This is a genomic window from Aquibacillus rhizosphaerae (assembly GCF_030282825.1).
In the GTDB taxonomy this organism is placed as follows: Bacteria; Bacillota; Bacilli; order Bacillales; family Amphibacillaceae; genus Aquibacillus_C; species Aquibacillus_C rhizosphaerae.
Map to the genome: position 1 here is coordinate 289,461 of NZ_JASTZU010000063.1, position 21,065 is coordinate 310,525.

15 protein-coding genes are annotated in these 21,065 nt (G+C 35.6%); 9 read left to right on the forward strand and 6 right to left on the reverse strand.

The features are described from left to right. Positions 1-72: 72 nt before the first annotated feature. A complete protein-coding gene (locus QQS35_RS21570) occupies positions 73-4,818 on the forward strand; it encodes a rhamnogalacturonan lyase family protein (RefSeq protein WP_285934321.1) in 4,746 nt (1,581 codons plus the stop codon). Between the two features lie 133 nt (positions 4,819-4,951). Here QQS35_RS21570 and QQS35_RS21575 read toward each other — a convergent pair whose 3' ends face one another. The 3 genes from QQS35_RS21575 to QQS35_RS21585 form a co-directional block, all read right to left on the reverse strand. Beyond that, entirely contained in the window at positions 4,952-5,605 is a 654-nt protein-coding gene (locus QQS35_RS21575; protein ID WP_285934322.1) for a haloacid dehalogenase type II, read from the reverse strand. Positions 5,606-6,032: 427 nt separating this feature from the next. Further along, positions 6,033-6,170 (reverse strand): YjcZ family sporulation protein, encoded by a 138-nt coding sequence (locus QQS35_RS21580; RefSeq protein WP_285934323.1) that lies wholly within the window; start codon positions 6,168-6,170, stop codon positions 6,033-6,035. Between the two features lie 546 nt (positions 6,171-6,716). Then, positions 6,717-7,508, reverse strand: a complete 792-nt coding sequence (locus QQS35_RS21585; protein ID WP_285934324.1) for an HAD family hydrolase — start codon at positions 7,506-7,508, stop codon at positions 6,717-6,719. 170 nt (positions 7,509-7,678) lie between these two features. Here QQS35_RS21585 and QQS35_RS21590 point away from each other — a divergent pair, with 170 nt between their 5' ends. The 5 genes from QQS35_RS21590 to QQS35_RS21610 all read left to right on the forward strand — a co-directional run bounded on the left by QQS35_RS21590 (position 7,679) and on the right by QQS35_RS21610 (position 13,643). Then, entirely contained in the window at positions 7,679-8,344 is a 666-nt protein-coding gene (locus QQS35_RS21590) for a potassium channel family protein (RefSeq protein WP_285934325.1), read from the forward strand. Between the two features lie 300 nt (positions 8,345-8,644). After that, the gene (gene nirB / locus QQS35_RS21595; protein ID WP_285934326.1) at positions 8,645-11,050 is read left to right on the forward strand and encodes a nitrite reductase large subunit NirB; all 2,406 of its coding nucleotides are present in this window, start codon (positions 8,645-8,647) and stop codon (positions 11,048-11,050) included. A gap of 23 nt (positions 11,051-11,073) precedes the next feature. Next, complete coding sequence (gene nirD / locus QQS35_RS21600; RefSeq protein WP_285934327.1) at positions 11,074-11,391, forward strand: nitrite reductase small subunit NirD; 318 nt, start codon at positions 11,074-11,076, stop codon at positions 11,389-11,391. Positions 11,392-11,426: 35 nt separating this feature from the next. Next, a complete protein-coding gene (cobA, locus tag QQS35_RS21605; RefSeq protein ID WP_285934328.1) occupies positions 11,427-12,881 on the forward strand; it encodes a uroporphyrinogen-III C-methyltransferase in 1,455 nt (484 codons plus the stop codon). A gap of 27 nt (positions 12,882-12,908) precedes the next feature. Next, on the forward strand, positions 12,909-13,643 hold the full coding sequence (locus QQS35_RS21610) for a sirohydrochlorin chelatase (protein WP_285934331.1): 735 nt from the start codon (positions 12,909-12,911) through the stop codon (positions 13,641-13,643). Positions 13,644-13,681: 38 nt separating this feature from the next. Here the strand turns inward: QQS35_RS21610 and QQS35_RS21615 are convergent, their stop codons facing one another. Together QQS35_RS21615 and QQS35_RS21620 are read right to left on the reverse strand one after the other, a co-directional pair. Continuing rightward, positions 13,682-14,548: a Cof-type HAD-IIB family hydrolase gene (locus QQS35_RS21615; protein ID WP_285934332.1), complete on the reverse strand. Its 867-nt coding sequence runs from the start codon at positions 14,546-14,548 to the stop codon at positions 13,682-13,684. 580 nt (positions 14,549-15,128) lie between these two features. Next, positions 15,129-15,302, reverse strand: coding sequence for an asparagine synthase (locus QQS35_RS21620; RefSeq protein ID WP_285934333.1), 174 nt, complete (start codon positions 15,300-15,302; stop codon positions 15,129-15,131). 189 nt (positions 15,303-15,491) lie between these two features. Here QQS35_RS21620 and QQS35_RS21625 point away from each other — a divergent pair, with 189 nt between their 5' ends. The 3 genes from QQS35_RS21625 to rhaA all read left to right on the forward strand — a co-directional run bounded on the left by QQS35_RS21625 (position 15,492) and on the right by rhaA (position 19,264). Then, the gene (locus QQS35_RS21625) at positions 15,492-16,463 is read left to right on the forward strand and encodes an AraC family transcriptional regulator (protein ID WP_285934334.1); all 972 of its coding nucleotides are present in this window, start codon (positions 15,492-15,494) and stop codon (positions 16,461-16,463) included. A 126-nt stretch (positions 16,464-16,589) separates the two neighbouring features. Beyond that, positions 16,590-18,014 (forward strand): rhamnulokinase, encoded by a 1,425-nt coding sequence (rhaB, locus tag QQS35_RS21630; protein ID WP_285934335.1) that lies wholly within the window; start codon positions 16,590-16,592, stop codon positions 18,012-18,014. After that, complete coding sequence (gene rhaA, locus QQS35_RS21635) at positions 18,011-19,264, forward strand: L-rhamnose isomerase (RefSeq protein ID WP_285934336.1); 1,254 nt, start codon at positions 18,011-18,013, stop codon at positions 19,262-19,264. Before rhaB ends, rhaA begins: the two co-directional genes overlap by 4 nt. Positions 19,265-19,327: 63 nt before the next feature. Here rhaA and QQS35_RS21640 read toward each other — a convergent pair. Further along, a protein-coding gene (locus tag QQS35_RS21640; protein WP_285934337.1) for an IS3 family transposase occupies positions 19,328-20,691 on the reverse strand; the annotation gives its coding sequence in 2 pieces (ribosomal slippage) (positions 19,328-20,232 and positions 20,232-20,691; 1,365 coding nt in all). Positions 20,692-21,065: the final 374 nt, after the last annotated feature.

Here is a 21,065-nt window from a genome sequence, read left to right on the forward strand (position 1 = left end):
TTGTACTCATACTTCATGAAGTAATTTACATATTTGAAAAATTCGTAAAGAAGATTGGGGAGGATTGGGCAAATGGTAACTGAATCCAAACGTTTTTTTATACTTTTTCTTAGTGTATTATTGGTGGCTACAAACATTCCGTTTATGACAATTAATGTTCATGCGGAAGATACACTTACAGAGAAGTACTTTGATTTTGGTACAAAGGATAGTAGTGTAGCGGATAACCATTTACAAGTATCACCGGAGACCGAATATAGCGAGGAATTGGGGTATGGTTTTGTAGATACACAAAACGTGACTGCAACTAGCCATGAGGGTTCAGATAAGTTAAAAACTGACTTTGTGTCCTATTCAGGTACTTCATTTCAAGTGGATTTACCAAATGCGGATTATGTAGTCTCAGTAGTTGTAGGTGACTCAAATGCAACTACAAACGTTGGAGTGAAAGCTGAAACAATCCAGAAAATCCAAGACACATCTTTAAGCGCTGGGGAGTTTGTAAATCGCGATTTTGAAATTGCGCTTATTGATGGACAGTTAACGATTGAGTTAACTGGGACAAGTTCAAAAATTAATGCGATCTCCATATCAGAGATGCCGTCCCGTTCTGCTGGTGCTGATCCTACCGTTTATGTGGCTAGTGATTCAACAGCACAAACATACGATCCTTATTGGAAACCACAGGCGGGTTGGGGACAAATGTTAGAACGTTTCTTCAATGAAGAGGTGACCGTTGACAACCAAGCAATTGGAGGACGTAGTTCAAAAACGTTCTTTACTGAAGGGCGTTTAGACAATATTTTACGAGAGATAAATCCGGATGACTATTTATTAATTCAATTTGGACATAATGATGCAACAGTGAGTGTGCCTGAGCGATACACATCTGTGGAGGATTATAAAGAATACCTAGAAACGTATGTGGAAGGTGTCCGTCAGCGCGGTGGGAATCCAATACTAGTTACGCCTGTTGGAAGACGTAGCTTTAATCCAAACACAGGTGAATTTAATGTAAGCTTTCCTGAGTATAAAAAGGGAATGGAAGAAGTGGCAGAAGATTTAGATGTCTTGCTAGTGGATTTAAATACACTTAGTCGAGAGTATTACAATGAAGTTGGACCAGAAGAAACACGCTCCATATTTTTACATGTAGATGCAAATGTATATGAAGCTTATCCGGATGGAAAAGCAGATGATACACATTTCCAAGAGTATGGTGCCATTCAAATTGCTAGGTTACTTTCTAGTGGTATAAAAGAATTGGAAACCCCACTTGCAAGTTATGTGTCAGATATTGAAACTCCCGATTCGGTTCCAGGTCAACCAGCAGGTATTACTGTATCCGGTGTAAGTAATGCAGGAGCAGTTTTATCATGGAATGCAGTAGACAATACTGATATTTACCGAATTTATCGTAAACTAGCGGATGAAACAGACTACCAATTGGTTAGTTCTTCTACATCACCACAGCTAAGTATGACAGGGATGGAAGAAGGTAAAACCTATGATGTTGTTGTAACTGCAGTTAATGGAAAAGGTGAATCTGAGCAGTCAGCTGTTGCAAGTATTACAACAAAAGAAGCAATGTATAAATACGACTTTGGCCCTGAAGGTTCTACTGTTGCTGAAGGGTACACAGATGTAAATCCATCGGTACTATATACAAAAGAGAGAGGGTATGGATTGGCTAGTAATGAAGGGGTAATTGTCCGTGATCGTGGTGGGGATAATGTGCTACGTGATTGGATTGGTTATTTCTCTGTAGGCTGGGACTTCAATGTGGACGTACCGAATGGTTTGTATGCAGTTAAAGTTTATGTAGCAGACTTTCTCGGTAGTGCACGTACAGACCTTACCATTGAAGACCAAGGTTATGGTGCAGTAAATGCCCCTAGTAAAGGTTCTACGGAAAAAGTTATACCAGAAGTAGCGGTTACAGATGGACAAATGAATTTTCGCTTCGGAGGATCTACAGGTATTGCTAATGGTGTTGAATTGACTCCAATTTTACTAGCGCCGTCTAATTTAACTTTAGATAATCAATCCTTTGAAACTAGTAATGTATCAGCAACGATTTCATGGGATGAAGCTGACGGTGGAGATTCATATAAAATCTATCGGCAAATAAAAGGGTCTGATAAAACAGAACAGATAGGTACAACTTCGGATACTACTTATACAGATACATTTGTATCTGTTGGACTAGAGTACGAATATTCAGTAACAACGATGGATAATATCGGTACAGAAACAGTTCCTTCTGTTCCATTAACGGTTAAGATGATTGATGACGAGCAGTCTGTACCAGATGCTCCTGAAAATCTAACGCTTGGTGCAGTGAATAAAAACGATCTTACACTTAACTGGAATGAGACAGAGACAGCTATCTCTTACAATATTTATAGAGCGGAGAAACAAGATGGTGAATACAAACTCGTAGGACAAGCTACGGAGACAAGTTTTACTGATACAACGGTGCTTACAACAATTCCGTATTTCTATAAAGTTGCCGCAGTAAATGCTGGTGGGGTCTCTGAAAAATCAGATGCTTTAGAAACACCAGCAGACACAGTATTGCAAAAACAAATGGAAGATCTTGACCGAGCACCTATAGCAGTGAAAACAAGTGAAGGTGTACTTGTTAGCTGGAGAATGCTAGGTACAGATCCAGGAGATATTGGATTCAATATTTATAGAGATGGACAGCTTCTAAACGAAGATCCAATTTCTGATCGCACAAACTATGTGGATGAAACAGGTACAGTGGATGCTGTATATGAGATTCATCCGGTAATTAATGGTGAAGAACGAAATGAGCGTAATATTACAGAAGTGTTAGAAAACAATTATTTGGATATACCTTTGAACAAACCAGAGGCTGGCCAAACGCCACTCGGTGATCCATATACGTATCGTGCAAATGATGCAAGTGTTGGTGATTTAGATGGTGATGGCGAGTATGAACTTATTGTGAAATGGGATCCATCAAACTCCAGGGATTCATCACAATCTGGCTATACAGGAAATGTCTATATAGATGCATATGAAATGGACGGAACGCAGCTCTGGCGAATGGACTTAGGCGTTAATATTCGGGCAGGTGCACACTATACCCAGTTTATTGTCTATGACTTTGATGGGAATGGTAAAGCTGAAGTAGCCTTGAAAACCGCAGATGGCACGATTGATGGTGAAGGAAATGTCATTGGAAGAGCAGATGCCGACCACCGGTACACGAGTGGTTATGTATTACAAGGTGATGAATACCTAACTATATTCAATGGTGAAACAGGTGCAGCTATTGATACAGTAGACTATGATCCACCACGTGGAGATGTATCCGCTTGGGGAGACAGTTATGGAAACAGAGTAGATCGTTTCTTAGCTGGTGTTGCGTATCTAGATGGTGAAAAACCAAGTCTTGTTATGGCACGTGGTTATTATACAAGGACGGTATTAGTAGCATACAATTTTGAAGATGGAAAATTAGAAAAACAGTGGAAATTTGATTCTAATGATGAAGGTTATAGTGATTGGGCAGGTCAAGGATATCATTCACTAAGTATAGCGGATGTGGATCATGACCAAAAGGATGAAGTAATTTATGGTCAAATAACGATTGATGATGATGGGTCAGGACTATACAACTCAGGATTAGGGCATGGAGATGCACTGCATGTTAGTGATCTTATTCCTAGTCGTGATGGCTTGGAGATATTCTCTGTGCAAGAGCATACAGATTCACCTTATGGTTTTGACATGCGTGATGCAGAAACTGGCGAAATTATTTGGGGTGTAGAAACCGGGTTAGATACTGGTCGAGGACTTACAGCTGATGTTGATCCTACACATGATGGATCAGAGTCTTGGGCCGTAGACGGTGCTTGGAACAGTACAACAGGTGGCTTGTACACAGCAGAAGGGGAGAAGATATCTGAATCGATTCCTAGCTCTAACTTTGCAATTTGGTGGGATGGTGACCTCCAACGTGAACTGCTTGATCACGATTGGGGTGACGATGCAGGTGTTGGAGTAGGAACGATTGATAAGTGGGACTATGAGAACAATCAATCAGAGAACATTCTAAAGGCAGATGGAACTTTTTCGAATAACGGCACGAAAGGTACACCTGCATTGCAGGCAGATTTGTTTGGTGATTGGCGTGAAGAAGCAATCTGGAGAACAGAAGATAGTACAGCATTACGTGTATATATGACAACAGAACCGACAAATCATAAAATTTATATGCTAATGCATGATGCGCAATACAGAACCGCAATTGCTTGGCAGAACGTTGCTTACAACCAGCCACCACATCCGAGTTTCTTCATTGGTGAAGGTATGGCTGAGCCACCGATGCCAAACATCGATGTAGTAGATGTAACTAAAAATAATGAACCAGACGAAGATGATAACGATGGAGATCCATCAGGTGGAGGTGATGATCCAGATTCAGAAAATGATGATGGAGACAAGACGGATGAAGAAAAAGATAATGGTCAGGATGCCCCGGATGAAACGGAAGATGACAACGAAAATCCAGCCACAGGTGGTAATGGTCAAGACAATGGAAATGATGATGAAAGTCAGGGTGACCCAATTACAGAAGACGACAAGGATGATGATAGCTTAAAAGATAAAGATGACAATACAAATAACGGTACAGATATTGATGAAAAGGTGAGTGAAAAAGGTTCTAAAAGTGATTTGCCTGATACAGCAACATCCATCTATAATATATTGCTGTTAGGGTCATTTTTATTAGTGTTAGCCGTAGGAATATGGTTGTATAATCGTAAAAAAGCGGTAAATTAACAAATGTAAAAGGGTGGAATAACAAGCAGTTGTTATTCCACCCTTTGCTTTTATTTGGATGTTACCTATAAGATTGTTGATAACTATAAACTGCAAAGATGAAAATAGCCTAGATTATAAACACCTAAATCTACTATAATATACCAGTCAAATCAGTATAAATGGAATCGGGAGTAAGGTTTAGTTTTTCAATCGGAAGTTGTTTCCGGTTAATCCATGCCGTATGGAACCCATAATTTTTGGCACCAGATATGTCCCAACCGTTAGAAGAGACAAACAATATTTCATCTTTTCTTATTCCTAGTTTCTTTGTGGCGTAGTCATAAGCTGCAATAGTAGGTTTGAAATGTTTGATTTCATCGACACTTATAACTTGTTCGAAATAATTTTTCATACCAGTATTTTTAACAAGTGGATCAAGCATATTGTGTGAACCATTCGAAAAAATTGCCAATTGCTGGTGGTTAAGCTGACTTAAGACACCTTTGACTTCTGGATAGGGTTTTAGATGTAAATATACCTCAAGTAAAGTCTTAGTCTGTTGTTTATTTACGGTTTCTCCGTGTTTCTCTATAGCATATAGAAGTGCATCTTTCGTAATTTCATAAAAGCTTAAATAATTTCCCATTAACTCTCTAAGCAAAGAATACTCAATTTGCTTTTCTCTCCAAGATTTGCTGATTTCAGCGCCTTTTTTAGGATAAAAGTTATCCAGGGTAGTTGTGACAGATTGTACATCATATAATGTGCCATATGCGTCAAAAATAATTGTTTTGATTGAACCCATGAAGGACCCTCCTTAAAAAAATATAGCTATTGTTTCTGGCTAATAATTGTAATTATAAGCAATGTAACACAAAGATACAGTTGGGAAATATTAATTTGAACTGAATGTGAAAAATAATAGGTGAGGAAGGGACTCTGTTAAAGAGTAACTTAAATTTTTTGTATATTTCATTTATGTTAGAGAAACCATCAACATTATTTCTTTTGAAATTCTGAATAACTTTCTCCTTAGTAGTTTGAAACTTAACAGATATCCACCTGTTACTTTTGAGTCTTCAACAGGAAAGCTCGACACTTCAGTGGAAATAAGGTATCACACAAAACATAATTCTATTTTAAGATGAACTAAAATTCTAAATGAAGTATGTAAAATGGCGCAGAGAAAGCATGCGGTTCTTCCTCTGCGTGACATTTAGAAACAATTTAACTTAATAAAAAGATGCTCCGACGATGATCAATAGTATAAATAGAACAACGATCAAGGCAAAGCCTCCACCAGCTGCGGGTGCTACTCCATAACCAGCTCCACCTACAGGTGCTGCTCCATAACCTCCATAATAACCCAAGATAATTCACCACCTTTTACCGTGATGATATATCGTATGGCAAATTAACTTAATGTTGAGGGCTATAGGCTATGTTTTAGAATATGGGCAGGACAATTGTAATCTGTTAATTGATGAGGGTAGAGAAAGGGAAGGAAGTCAACGTTGTTTATTAAAAAAAGTATGGAAGATGTTCTTACAAAAAGGGAGATACCTATAGAAAGTTATGATAAATTTAAACCATAAAACTTATAGGTATTTAAGATGCTTATGAGAATTCATTTGCTCTCCGTTTATTTTTAAGGTGTCTGCTACAAACTAGCGTAAAAAAACCAAAATACCCCCTGTGTTTTGGTTTTTTTATGCCTTTTTATTGTCTAATAATATAAAAAGTGATTGCCTGTATAACTGAATTAGTCAGATTTTCTAAGCAAGCGACCTATCAAACCTGAGTTCTTAAGACGAGTCTTGTCTTATCTTTCTAAGGATGAGTAGAAATCAACGGAAAGCGTATCACAAAATCATCAACAAACAAGGGGAGTTATTGTTTTGTGTAACTTCTTTTTTTTATTTAACTAATCCAAGTGACTTCAATCCATTAAAAATTCCTGAATCAGTGACTGAAGTGGTTCTATGTTTAGCATATTGAAAAAGGTCGGGGTGACCATTTCCCATAGCAAAACTTTCCCCAACATACTGTAGCATTTGTTTATCATTCATTCCATCTCCAAATGCGATGGCACTTTTCTGTGGGAATTGTAGAAGATCTAACACGGTTTTAATAGCACGCCCTTTATTGACATTTTCTCTAATAACATCATAGCTGTGCTCTAGGCCTTTTACATTTACTTGTGAGAAATAAATATTTTCTTCAGGAATATCGTACAGTAAAGGCTCATCCTCTTTAACATTCATAACAGTAATTCCAAGTATTTCATCTTTATTATCGTTCGTATATAATTTATTTTCTTTTAGATCAAAGTACTCAATGAATTGTTTTACAGCAGGTGTATCCATCGATGTAAAAGTATTTTTGTCTTTCGTGTATAAAACCATTTCGTGTTGATGTTTCTTTGCTACTTGTAAATAATGTTCAATTGTTTCACTTGGCATAGGCTCATTTAAAATTACTTTATCTTTATATACTGCATAAGCTCCATTGTATCCAATAAAAGAATGCACATTCAATTCTTTAGCAATATCATAGACTTCATGGAGTGGTCTTCCTGTTGCTAGAAATACTTCTAATTCCTGCGCTTGTAATTGTTTGATTGCCTCTTTTGTTGATTGTTCAATCGTATGGTCTTCTTGTAAAATAGTTCCATCAATGTCTAGAAAAATAATCTTATAATTGGTCATTATATTCTCCTTATGATATGTAGTAGTATAGTATTTTTATCTACATGAAATTTTAACATAAAAAAATGTTGGATAAAAAATTCAAGATGTGGTACAAATGTTAGATGCTATAATAATATATAACTTACTAGTTAACACTATACTATCTATGTAAGAAAGGGAAATAAATAGTGAAGCAAAAAAAAGAGTTTGTTGTCATTGGTTTAGGAAGGTTTGGCGGTAATTTGTGTAAAGAGTTAACCGATACAGGAGTAGAAGTGGTAGCTATTGATAAAGATCCAGAAAGAATTCAAGAGTATTCCTCCATTGTAAGTCATGCGGTAGAAATTGATGCGATTGATGAAGAATCATTAAAATCAATAGGAATTCGAAACTTTGATTGTGTTGTTGTAAGTATTGGGGAAGATTTACAAGCAAGTATTTTGATCACGCTCATCTTGAAGGAAATGGATATCAAACAAGTATGGGTCAAAGCACGAAATGAATATCATCAAAAAGTGTTAGAGAAAATTGGTGCAGATAGAATTATTCATCCAGAACGTGATATGGCGAGAAGAATCGCACATCATATTGGTTCTGATAAAGTTACGGACTACATAGAAATATCAAAACATTATAGTATTGTGGAGATTATAGCAAGTAACAAACTGGCAGGCAAAACATTAAACCAGTTGGATGTCCAAGATAAGTTTCATTGTACAATCGTTGCAATTAAAAAAAATGAAAATGACATCTCAATTATTCCTTCATTAGACACTGTTATTGATTTAAATGATATTTTAGTAACAATTGGAAAAAATACAGATTTGGAACGTTTTGAGGATTTAAGAGTATAATGAATTTTTACTGTTCGGCAGGAAAATTCTGAATTTGTAATAGGGTTAATAGTACCTATTTTTTAAAACGATTATTTGAGCGAATTCCAGTAATTTGTTAGTTCCTTTTGGTCGAGATTGTTATAACCCCTTGGAAAATATGCCAAGGGGTTATTTCTGTTGTAATTGTACAAAAGATTGTGAAGGAATTATCAAAGTAGTCTTCCTTGTGATTTTAATCACAACCTATATTGGTTACAGTGCGTAAAATAGTAAACATATAATATAGACAAAATTAAACAACACATAGGAGGATTTAATATGGATAAGCAAAAACTAGTTATGATTGGGAATGGAATGGCCGGGGTTCGTGCGATAGAAGAAATACTTAGAGAAAATCCTAATCTATATGACATTACGATTTTTGGTCAAGAGCCTCATCCAAATTATAATAGAATCCAGTTATCAACCGTTTTGCAAGGAGATACAACAGTAAATGATATTATTTTAAATGATTGGAAATGGTATGAGAATAATAATATCAGACTATTTACAGGTGAATCTGTCATCGATTTAGATTTAAAAAAGAAATATGTAAGAACAGATAAAGATAGAGTAGTAGTGTATGACAAATTGATTTTTGCTACTGGATCTTCACCATTAATGATACCAATACCAGGTGTAGAGAAACAGGGAATTACAGGTTTTAGAGATATTAGTGATTGTGAAACAATGATCAATTGTTCTGAACAGTATAAAAATGCAGTTGTTATTGGTGGTGGGTTGTTAGGACTTGAGGCTGCTAAAGGACTAACAAATCTTGGTATGAGTGTTAAGGTAGTACACCTGATGCCATATCTAATGGAGAGGCAATTGGATGCAACTGCTTCCACGATGCTAAAACAAGAACTTGAAAGACAAGGCATATCTTTTCTAATGGAAAAACAAACGGTTGAGATTACTGGAGAAAAAAGAGTATCAGGCTTGCGTTTTAAAGATGGATCAACAGTTGATGCAGATCTTGTTGTCATGGCAATTGGGATTTTACCTAACAAAGCTTTAGCAGAACAAGTGGGGATCGATGCGAACCGTGGCATTATTGTTAATGATTTCATGAAAACAAATTCAAAAGATGTGTATGCAATAGGTGAGTGTGCGGAACATCGTGGAATTGCATATGGGCTTGTCGCTCCATTATACGAACAAGCGAAAGTGTTAGCAAAACATATATGTAACAAGGAAACAGAAGGATACCAAGGTTCGGTAACAGGTACGCAATTAAAAGTAGCTGGGGTAGATTTATATTCAGCAGGTGAAATAGAATCAGGCCCAGATACAAAAGCAATTAGAGTAGAAAATGAATACGAAGGTGTATACAAAAAAGTATTAATTAGAGACAACCAAGTAGTTGGCACGGTATTATATGGTGAAACTGCAGAGAGCACCAGATTGTTTCGGATGCTAACGCAAAAAGAAGATATTAGCCAAATGACTAGTTTATCTATCTTACAACCAGCAGGCGAAGCAGAAGAGAGTGATGTTGCGTCCATGCCTGATGAAGAACTTGTATGTGGTTGTAATGGTGTGTCAAAGGGAACAATTGTTGAAGCTATACATGCTCAAAACCTCACAACCGTTAATGAAGTTGGAGCTTGTACGAATGCAGGTAGGTCTTGTGGACGATGTAAGCCAATGATTGGTGAAATTCTCGAACATACACTTGGAGATAGTTTTGATTCTTCACAACAAAAAGAAGCAATTTGTGGATGTACAACATTAAGTAGAGAAGAAGTTGTAACAGAAATTAGAGCAAAAGGATTAACAAACGTAAAGGAAGTTATGAATGTATTGGATTGGGAAAATGACGAAGGTTGTTCGAAATGTAACCCAGCACTTAATTATTACCTAGGCATGGTTTATCCTGAATACAAGGATGAGCGCGTGGCACGTCTAGTAAATGAAAAAATGCATGCCAACATACAAAAAGATGGAACATACTCTGTCGTACCTAGAATGTATGGTGGTGTTACAACTGCAGAGGATTTAAAGAAATTAGCAGAAGTTGCTACAAAATATGATGTACCACTTGTTAAATTAACTGGAGGACAAAGGATTGGCTTGTTTGGAATAAAAAAAGAAAATCTAACTGCTATTTGGGAAGAGTTAGATATGCCGTCTGGTTATGCTTACGGAAAAACATTGCGAACGGTTAAAACGTGTGTTGGAAAGACGTTCTGTCGATTCGGAACCCAGGATTCAATGGGATTAGGTATTGAATTAGAAAAGAAATTTGAACGGATTGATACACCACACAAATTTAAAATGGGCGTGTCTGCTTGTCCACGAAACTGTGCTGAAGCTGGTATAAAAGATATTGGTATCGTTGGAGTTGATGGTGGATGGGAAATTTATGTCGCTGGTAATGGCGGTACAGACCTACGAGCAGGAGACTTAGTTTATACGGTGAAAACAAAGGAAGAAGTAATTGAGTTTGCAAGTGTCTTTTTACAATATTACCGTGAAACGGGTACGTATCTGGAGCGGACTTCTAAATGGGTGGAGCGAATGGGCTTAGAAAATATTAAGAAAGTTTTAGAAGATGAAACACAACGAACATTATTATTAGAACGTTTGGACAAAACCTTGGCCAGGTATAATGAACCTTGGAAAGAAGCAATTGAAAACGATGAAATTAAAGAGAAATATTATCAAGTAACAACTTATTAATTAGAAGGGGAGGAAGACAATAGATGACTACAAATACAAAGATTGAAGTTGCTCGATATAATGAACTTCCAATGCGAATAGGTCGTAAAGTGAAAATAGCAGAAGAAAACATAGCTCTATTTAAAGTAACAAGTGGCGAAGTTTATGCGATAGAAGATAAAAGTCCTCATCCAAAAGGTGGGGTACTTTCAGAAGGACTTGTAAGTGGTGATTATGTTTTTTGTCCTGTATATGATTGGAAAATTTCATTAATTGATGGTAAGGTACAGGCACCAGATTATGGACAAGTAAGAACATATGAAGTTCAACAAGAAGATGGTAAAATAGTCATAATTATATAATTTTTAATATAAACATTGGGTGGAGGATGAACAGCATGAATAAGGGCAAGGTGTATTTAGTTGGTGGTGGACCAGGGGATGTAAAACTTGTAACAGTAAAAGGCAAAGAAGTGTTGGGAGAGGCAGATGTGATTGTGTATGATCGTCTTGTAAATCCAAAGTTACTTGACTTTGCACATTCGGAGTGCGAGTTCATTTATGGTGGAAAACTCCCTAAACGTCATGTGATGAGACAAGAGCAGCTCAATGACTTACTTGTTTCCAAAGCCCGTGAAGGTAAAGTTGTTGTTCGTTTAAAAGGCGGTGATCCAAGTGTTTTTGGTCGCGTAGGCGAAGAAGCAGAACAACTTAAAAGCGAGAATATAGAGTTTGAAATTGTGCCTGGTATTACATCTGGGATTGCAGCACCTCTATATGCAGGTATTCCAGTTACTCATAGGGAATTTGGGACATCTTTTACTGTTGTTACTGCCCATGGAAAAGCGGTTAATGGTCAGCCGGAAGTAGATTGGCAAAGTTTAAAAGGCATCGATACGATTGCATTTTATATGGGAATTGCTAATCTTTCATATATATGTGAGAACCTTATTCATTATGGAAAGTCTCCTGATACTCCGATTATTTTATTGCAATGGGGAACGTATAGTCGTCAGAAAACACTGGAGGGTACGCTAGCAACAATTACAAACAAAGCAAGTGCCGTTAAGTTTCAAAATCCGGCTATTATTTTAGTGGGAGAAATTGTAACATTTAGACAAAAGATGAATTGGTTTGAGACAAAGCCATTATTTGGTCGGCAAATTGTACTAGCAAGAACAAGTAATGGAGAAAGTAAATTGGCAAGTAAGTTAATTGAACAAGGAGCTGAAGTAATTGAATTTCCTAAATGGAAGACAGTGGACGCTCCAGTGAATTTAGAAGTTATAAAAAAACTTACTTCCTATGATTCAATTTTCTTTAGTTCGCCAGAGAGTATTAATAAATTCTTTGCTATCGTCACATCAAATGGCTTAGATTTACGAGATATAAAAGCAGTATTTTGTGTGCAATCAACCAAGTCGCAAAGCCTTCTAAATCAGCGTGGATTCCAGGGAAGAATCACAGACCTAGGAGAGATTAAGCATAATAAATTGTTAGTTGTCAAAGAAGTAGTCGGAAATAAGGAAACTGGCATAGACAATAAGGATTATGATGTATTAATTACTAATTATTTACAAGTTGATGAAAGATACAACCTGATTTTCCATCAGTTACTTGATAATATAACTTTGGATACAGCCATATTTCCGAGTAGTAGGTCAGTTGATGCTTTACTTGAGTGGTTAAAAATTTGTGAATTAGATAAAGATCGGTTTTTGGAAAATTTAACGATTGGTTGTCTAGGAAATCATACAAGACAAGCACTTGTGAAAGAAAGACTTAAGGTGGATGTTATGCCTGAAACACCTGATACCGAAGCTTTTATCACACATCTAACTAGATTAAATTAGGCAAAGGGTTAGGAGGTTAAAGCGCGGGTGAAAGCAATCATATATGTAGGTCATGGAAGTTCTGTAGAAGAAAGAAATGAACAATTTATACAATTCACTAATCAAATAATCAAGCAAGTTCGTTGTTTGATTCAAGAGCCAGCATTTTTAGAGTTAGCTACTCCAACGATTACAAATGCGATAGATACATGCGTGGAAAAAGGAGCAACAGAAATAACTGTAGTGCCAATCTTATTGTTACCAGGTATTCATGTTTCAGAAGATATACCTCTAGAAATAAGTAAGGGTAAAAAACAGCATCCAGAGTTAATAATCAATTATGCTAAGCCCTTAGGTAGCGATGGTGTTATTGTGGAAATGATTCGAAACAGAGTGGTAGAACGGGATGTATTCAAAGAATTGAAAAAAGCGGTTTTATTAGTCTCTCATGGCAGTCGAAATCAACAGGCAGTTGAAGAATTTGAGCAATTAGCTATTGCTTGCAAAAATGAAATTAGTAATCAATATGATGTCTATACAGCCTACTTAAAAATGACAGTTCCTTCGTTAGAAGAACAACTAGACAATCTAAAAATTTACAACTATCAAGAAATATATGTTGTACCACATTTTTTGTTCTCGGGTGGTTTTGAAAAAGAAATAGAGGAAGTAACGCAGAGTTATCAAAAACAAATGCCAAATACAAGTATAATCCATTGTGAGCCTACTGGTTTTGATCATACTTTGATACCTCTAATTGTCAAAAGAATCAATCAAACGTAGCAAAGGGAGTTATCAACATTGATAACTCCCTTCATACTTCATTGATAAATTTCTTCTAACATTTCTTCTATGGCATAAGCTACTCCGTGTTCGGAATTTGATTTTGTCGAATAATTACACACTTTTTTAATTGCTTCATCAGAATTTCCCATGGCCACACCACGCCCGGCCATTTTTAGCATAGAAACATCATTATAATTATCACCGATAGCCATAACATCCTTCATTTCAATACCTCGTTCTGCGGCAAATAGTTTTAAAGCAATTCCTTTTTGTGCATCTGGATGATTAAATTCAAGGTTAGAATCACCAGAAGAGGTAATCGCAATTCCAGTTTCTGATTGTAATTGACGATTGACATTAATTAGTTCACCTTCAACAATCGAAAATGCAAGAATCTTATAGACATCAATATCATTTCGTGCAAACAATGCTTGAAAATCATTTGTTACTTGGATATCTTCATCCTGAAAACGTTGTTTACCTCTTTCTCTAACCATGTCCTCGTCTAAGTCAGGATAAGCTGAGATAGCTATATCAATCATTACTTCTAAGAACTTTTCCCTGCTAGATGAAAATCCACCTTCATTAGTAAATACCTCAAAATATATACCTTCGTTTTGACATGCATTTTTAATTTTATGGCACATTGCTTTATCCAGGGGAATAGTACTAGTAACTTTACCGTCTTTATCGTGTACTTTGGCGCCATTTAAGCAAATAACAGGACAATCTAGACCGACTGCATCAAGCGGTTTACGAGCAGCGTTGAAAGATCGGCCCGTTGCAACTACAATTTCAATTCCATGTGCTTGCGCCTTACGGATTGCCTCCGCATTTTCTTGACTAACCTCATGTTTCTCGTTTAATAATGTACCGTCCAAATCAGTAGCGAATAACTTCATAAATAAGTTCTCCTTATCCCATGATAAAATTTTGTTTATTTTGTATCTTAATCAATTTCATAATACCAATCTTGTCGTCACCTACAACAATATATAGTTGGATAAAACCATTTCCAAACTATATATTGTATTATGTGGATGAGTAAGGTAATTATGAAAGTGACTCATCTGTCTTCTATTAGTTTAGCACTAAAAACTTAAGTAATATAGTTAGGATTCATTAACTCTTCTTTTCATCGAAAGCAATTAAGTTATGAGTAATTTTGAGGTAAGCTAGTTATTCTTCTATTAGAAGCATCTAAATGGGGCAGGAAAATTAATCGAAGGATTCAAAGCAATCATCTAGTGTACTTCCAAGGGATGACTGATTTTGCAAGTGTTTTAATTGAGAAACAAAGAAAGATTGGTGACCTTTATGGTGATTGTCATAATAATGGAAAAAGGATTATATAAACAAATCACCAAGTTTAATTGGTATTGAGAATTAGTTGAAAGTGACGGTAAACATATAATTTAAACCTAAAAGACTATCCTAAAAGATTTAACTCTTTTAGGATAATCACTTTTTAATACATAGTAACTAACGCTGATGTTGAACGAGGTCAATTGTACCTAATACAACATGGGCTAACCCAAAGCCAAAAACAGTGTTCGCTACCATCTTATTTGAACCACGTCTTTGTTTTAATGCATAGCCTGTTGCAGTAACTGCTGTACCTAATGCGGTTGGTATGACACCTTCACGAATATCCACTCGTAAATCCTCCCATCAAAGTTAGCTGACTACTTGAGCATTATCATAGATATGCCCACTTATAGTGTGTACAAAATCGAATAAATCATCCGAGATGAAAAGTAGATGAAACAGTCGTAAGTCCGCTGACTTTTTCAGTAGTTAAAGTATATGCGTGCTATAATAAAAGAGAGAGGAGCTACTTTGTCAATGAATCTATTCAATGAACTTATCCAAGAAACAGAAGAAGAGAAAACAATCTTACTAAGAAACAACCATGTGAAAAAGGATTTATACACGGACAGGGCAGATTTCATCATTGAAAGTGAAAAATTTCTAAGCAAAGAGAAAATGATAATGGTTCGAAAACATACACGGTTTGTAGATTTTCCTAAACATAAACATGACTATATAGAAATTAATTATGTGTACAATGGAGAACTTAAACAAAAAGTAGGAAATCAGGAAATAACGCTTAAAAAAGGAGAGCTATTACTTTTAAATCAATATATTGAACATGAAATAAAAGCTTGTAGTCGTGAAGATATTGTTATTAATTTTATTATTCAACCTCAATTTTTTGATTATATTTTCTCCTACTTAAGTGCTGATAATATTGAAAATAATATAGGTGATTTCTTAATAAATAGTCTATTTAATCACTCCCAAATTGGACAATTTTTGTATTTTGCTGTTTCTGATGTGAATGCTATCCAAGAATTAATTCATAAAATCATTTTAGAGATTATGGAACCATCTGTGTTATCAGATTCGACTATAAAATTATATATGGGTTTATTAATGATTGAGTTAATTAAACACTCGGATAAAATAGAGAAACAAATGGACGGGTTTGTGCAGCATCAATTGATTATGGAGTCTTTAAATTATATTGAAGAACATTTTAAAGATGCTACTTTGTATGAATTGGCAGCAAAGTTGAAACAACCGCATTATTGGCTTAGTAAAAATATTAAAAAGGTAACCAGTCAAACATTTAAAGAGCTATTGCAAGAGAAACGACTTCGAGAGGCTAAGGAATTACTTAAAAATACAAGTATGCCTATTTCAACCATCGTAGAGCAAGTCGGCTATGATAATATTAGTTACTTTTATCGAATTTTCAAAAGTAAGTATGGATTAACACCAAAAAAATATCGAGAGCAGTTGATGAATAGATAAATTCGTTAACTGCTCTTTTTGATTTGGCAAATAAGGACAATAAATAAATTAATTACGATATTTTCAAAAAGTTTATTAATCATTATGATTATAAATAAGCAAACGTTTTCAAGATGAGGTGAAAAAATGGGTAAATGCAGTTTGGCAGTGGATATTGGTGCATCAAGTGGCAGGCTTATTGCCGGATACATGAAGAATGGCAAATTACAATTAGATGAAGTACATCGATTTGAAAACAAACTTGTTGAAAAAAATAACCACTTTTGCTGGGATGTTGAAGGTCTATTTAGTGAGATTAAAGAGGGGATCCATCTGAGTTTGAAACAAGGATTGAAGCCGGAAAGTATTGGAATAGATACGTGGGCAGTTGATTTTGTTTTGCTTGATGAATATGATCAACCTCTAACAGATGCCGTGGCATATCGCGATCCAAGAACAGACGGGATGATGGAAGAAGTATTTAAAACAATAAGCAAAGAACGATTATATTTAGAAACAGGTATCCAATTTCAAAAGTTTAATACCATTTATCAATTATATTCTATTAAAAAATCAAATCCAGAAATACTAGAGAAAGCCAAATCCTTTCTAATGATTCCAGATTATTTTAATTATTTATTATCAGGTAAAAAAGCGAATGAGTACACAAATGCAACATCAACACAACTGGTCAATGCGTTCACAAAAAAGTGGGATGAGGAACTCTTAGATCAGTTAGCGATAAACAAAGAGATGTTTCAGGAAATTCATCCACCAAACACAGAATTAGGCAGTTTAAGAAAAGAGTTGGTTGCTGAGTTTGGGTTTGATATGAAAGTGTTATTACCTGCAACCCATGACACTGGATCGGCAGTAATTGCAGTTCCTGAGGTAGAAGATACGATTTATATTAGTTCGGGTACATGGTCTTTAATTGGGGGCGAAAATACATTTCCAATATGTGTTACAAAGGCATTAGATTATAATTTCACCAATGAAGGTGGAATTGATTATCGATTTCGTTTTTTGAAGAACATTATGGGACTATGGATGATCCAAGAAGTGAAGAGGAATTATCAAGATCAGTTTTCTTTTGCGGAACTAGTAGACTTGGCTAATGAGTCAGAACATTATGATGGGAAAGTAAATGTGGATGATGACCGTTTTTTAAAGCCAGATAATATGATTGAAGAAATTCAGAAACATTGTATGGAAACAAATCAACAAATTCCGAAAAAACCTGGTGAGGTAGCAAAGTGTGTATTTGATAGTTTAGCGGTTAGTTATCAAACAGCAATTAATCAAATTGAAGAAATTTATGAGAAGAAATTCGATAGAATTAATGTAATTGGTGGCGGAGCTCAAAATGAAATGCTTAACCAACTAATCGCAGATACAACAAAAAAGCAAGTGTTTGCAGGTCCTATAGAGGCAACAGCAATCGGAAATATCGTAGCACAGTTAATGACATTAGGTGAGTTAAAAGATATTTATCAGGCCAGGATCATTATTAAAGAATCCTTTTACGTTAAAAAATTTGTAGCAAAAGATAAAATGGAGGAATTGTCATGAGCGTAAACGAAAACTACCAACAAGCAAAACAAATGTATGAAAAATGGGGAATAAATGTTGAAGAAGTCTTTGCTAAGTTGAAGACCGTTCCTATTTCAATTCATTGCTGGCAGGGTGACGATGTAGCAGGATTTGAAGCAGATCAAAAAGAGTTATCAGGTGGCATAGATGTAACAGGTAATTATCTGGGTAAAGCAACGACACCAGAAGAACTAAGAAACGATTTAGAAAAGGCGTTATCTCTTATACCTGGGAAGCACCGCGTTAATTTGCATGCAATATATGCTGAGACGGACGGGAAAGTTGTGGAGAGAGATGAGTTAGAACCGAAACATTTTGAAAATTGGGTGAACTGGGCAAAGGAACATGGTTTAGGTTTAGACTTTAATCCGACACTATTTTCTCATCCAAAAGCAGACGATGGTTTAACATTAGCTCACCCAGATAAAGAAATAAGAGACTTCTGGATTAAGCATTGTATAGCTAGTCGTAAAATTGCTGCATACTTTGGTAAAGAACTTGGCACACCAACACTGACAAATGTTTGGATTCCAGATGGTTATAAAGATATTCCAAGTGATCGTTTAACGCCAAGGAAAAGATTGAAAGATTCTTTAGACAAAATCTTTGCAGAGAAAATTGATGAAAAATACAATATTGATGCAGTTGAGAGTAAACTGTTTGGTATTGGTTCTGAGGCCTATGTAGTCGGTTCCCATGAGTTTTATATGGGATATGCTTTGAAAAATGATAAACTATGTTTGCTAGATACCGGGCATTATCATCCAACGGAAGTAGTCTCGAATAAGATTTCTGCAATGTTGCTTTATAGTGAAAAGTTAGCACTTCATGTATCTCGTCCAGTTCGTTGGGACAGTGATCACGTTGTTATATTAGACGATGAGTTAAAAGAAATTGGTTTAGAAATTGTACGTAATGATGCCTTAGATAAAGTAATGATTGGTCTGGACTTTTTTGATGCAAGTATTAACCGTGTTGCTGCATGGACAATCGGAACACGGAACATGATTAAGTCTTTACTTTATGCAATGCTAGTACCGAATGATTATCTAAAACAATTACAAGAAGAAGGTAATTTTACGGATCGTTTAGCATTAATGGAGGAATTTAAAACATATCCATTTGGAGCAATATGGGATTACTATTGTCAAGAGATGGGTGTACCAGTAAGAGAATCATGGCTAGAGGAAGTAAAAAGCTATGAGAAGGATGTATTGTCTAAAAGATAAATAAAGCATGACTAAAAACACACGAAATGTTTGAAGTGACCCCAAAAAGTTAGACATTTTATTTTAAGCAGCTTGTTGGGCAAGAGTTCGGTATTGTATTGGACTCTTGCCTTTTAATTTTGATTTAATACGTTTGTTGTTATAGTAATACATATATTCTTCAAGTTCTTTTTTAAAGTGTTCAATACTTTCAAATTCGTTTAGGTAAAGAAATTCAGATTTCATAATTCCAAAGAAATTCTCAATCATAGCGTTGTCATAACAGTTTCCTTTACGGGACATACTTTGTGTTATCCCTTGTTCCTTGAGGGCATGGCGATATTGGCTCATTTGGTAATGCCAGCCCTGATCTGAGTGAATAATTAGCTCATCATTTGCTGATAATCGTTGAAAAGACTCCTCTAACATTTCTGAAACAAGGGAGTAGGTTGGTCTGGAACCAATTGTGTACGTAATGATTTCACCATTAAATAAATCTAGTATAGTAGATAGGTAGAGTTTCTCTCCAAATAATTTAAACTCTGTAATGTCCGTTACCCATTTTTCGTTCGGCTTCTCCGCTTTGAAATTGCGATCCAAAATATTGGGTGCCGCCTTACCGACTTTCCCTTTATACGAGCGATATTTCTTCATACGGACGATGCTTTTTAAGCCTAACTCCTTCATTAACCTTTGAACTTTTTTGTGATTCACTTTATGCCCTTGATTCTCCAATTCATCATTAATACGACGGTAACCATAACGCCCTTTATGTTCGTGATATATCGACTCAACTAATGTTTTTAACTCCGCATCTTTGTCAGGACGATTGAATGTTCGTATCCAGTAATAATATGTGCTACGTGGAATATCTGCTAACTTTATAAGTGCTTTCACCGAGAAATCATTCCTTAGTTCATAGACTACTTTCGCTTTGTCTTGTTTGGTGATTTTTCCTTGTTTTGAACTAAGGTGTTCAACTTTTTTAGATATTCATTCTCCATTCGAAGCTGTTTTACTGCAGCTTTAAGAGCTTCAATAGAGTTACCAGTTGGTGCTTGTTTTTTAGCTTCTCTCTTATCATCCTTTTTCATGAGTGTACGCTCCTTTTTCTTCGGTTTAAGGGCGTCTACTCCTCCTTTTTCATAAAGAATCCTCCTTTTTCTAATCATGCTTGGAGAAGAGATTTTAAAAATAACAGCTGTTGTATTTGATGACGTCCCATTATCATTCATATAATTAAGTACGTTTAGTTTAAACTGTGTTGAGTAGTTTGTATATGTTTTTATAAAAAGCCCTTCAGCACCATGATATTGATATTGTTTAACCCAGTTCATAATAACACTCTCAGATGTCCCTATTGACCTTCCTATAGAAGCAAAACTTTCTACTCCGTCCAAATACTGTCTAACTGCTGATAGTTTTTCCTCAAACGTATATTTAGCCATAGAAAGACTACACCTCCAATTGTCGGGTGTCCAATAATTGGGGTGCAGTTCAGTTTTCGTGTGTTTTTTATAAGGTTCTTTTACAAGCTTTGTCGCTTAAAGAATCGACGTATTCAGCAACAACAGATTGTATAGATTTATAGGCTACAATACTGACCTTATGAAAACTTCCTTCTTGAAATACTTGATTAGTGACAAACTCATGAACAAATAACTCAAAAGTAAACATAAACAAAAATTATACATTTGTTTATGTTTACTTTTGAGTTGGTGATGAATATAATGGAAGTACACAATGTGAATTATTGAGCATAATTTAATTAGTTCTTAGTCAGACAATCAGTTAGAGTATTTATAATGTTAACTGTGAAGTG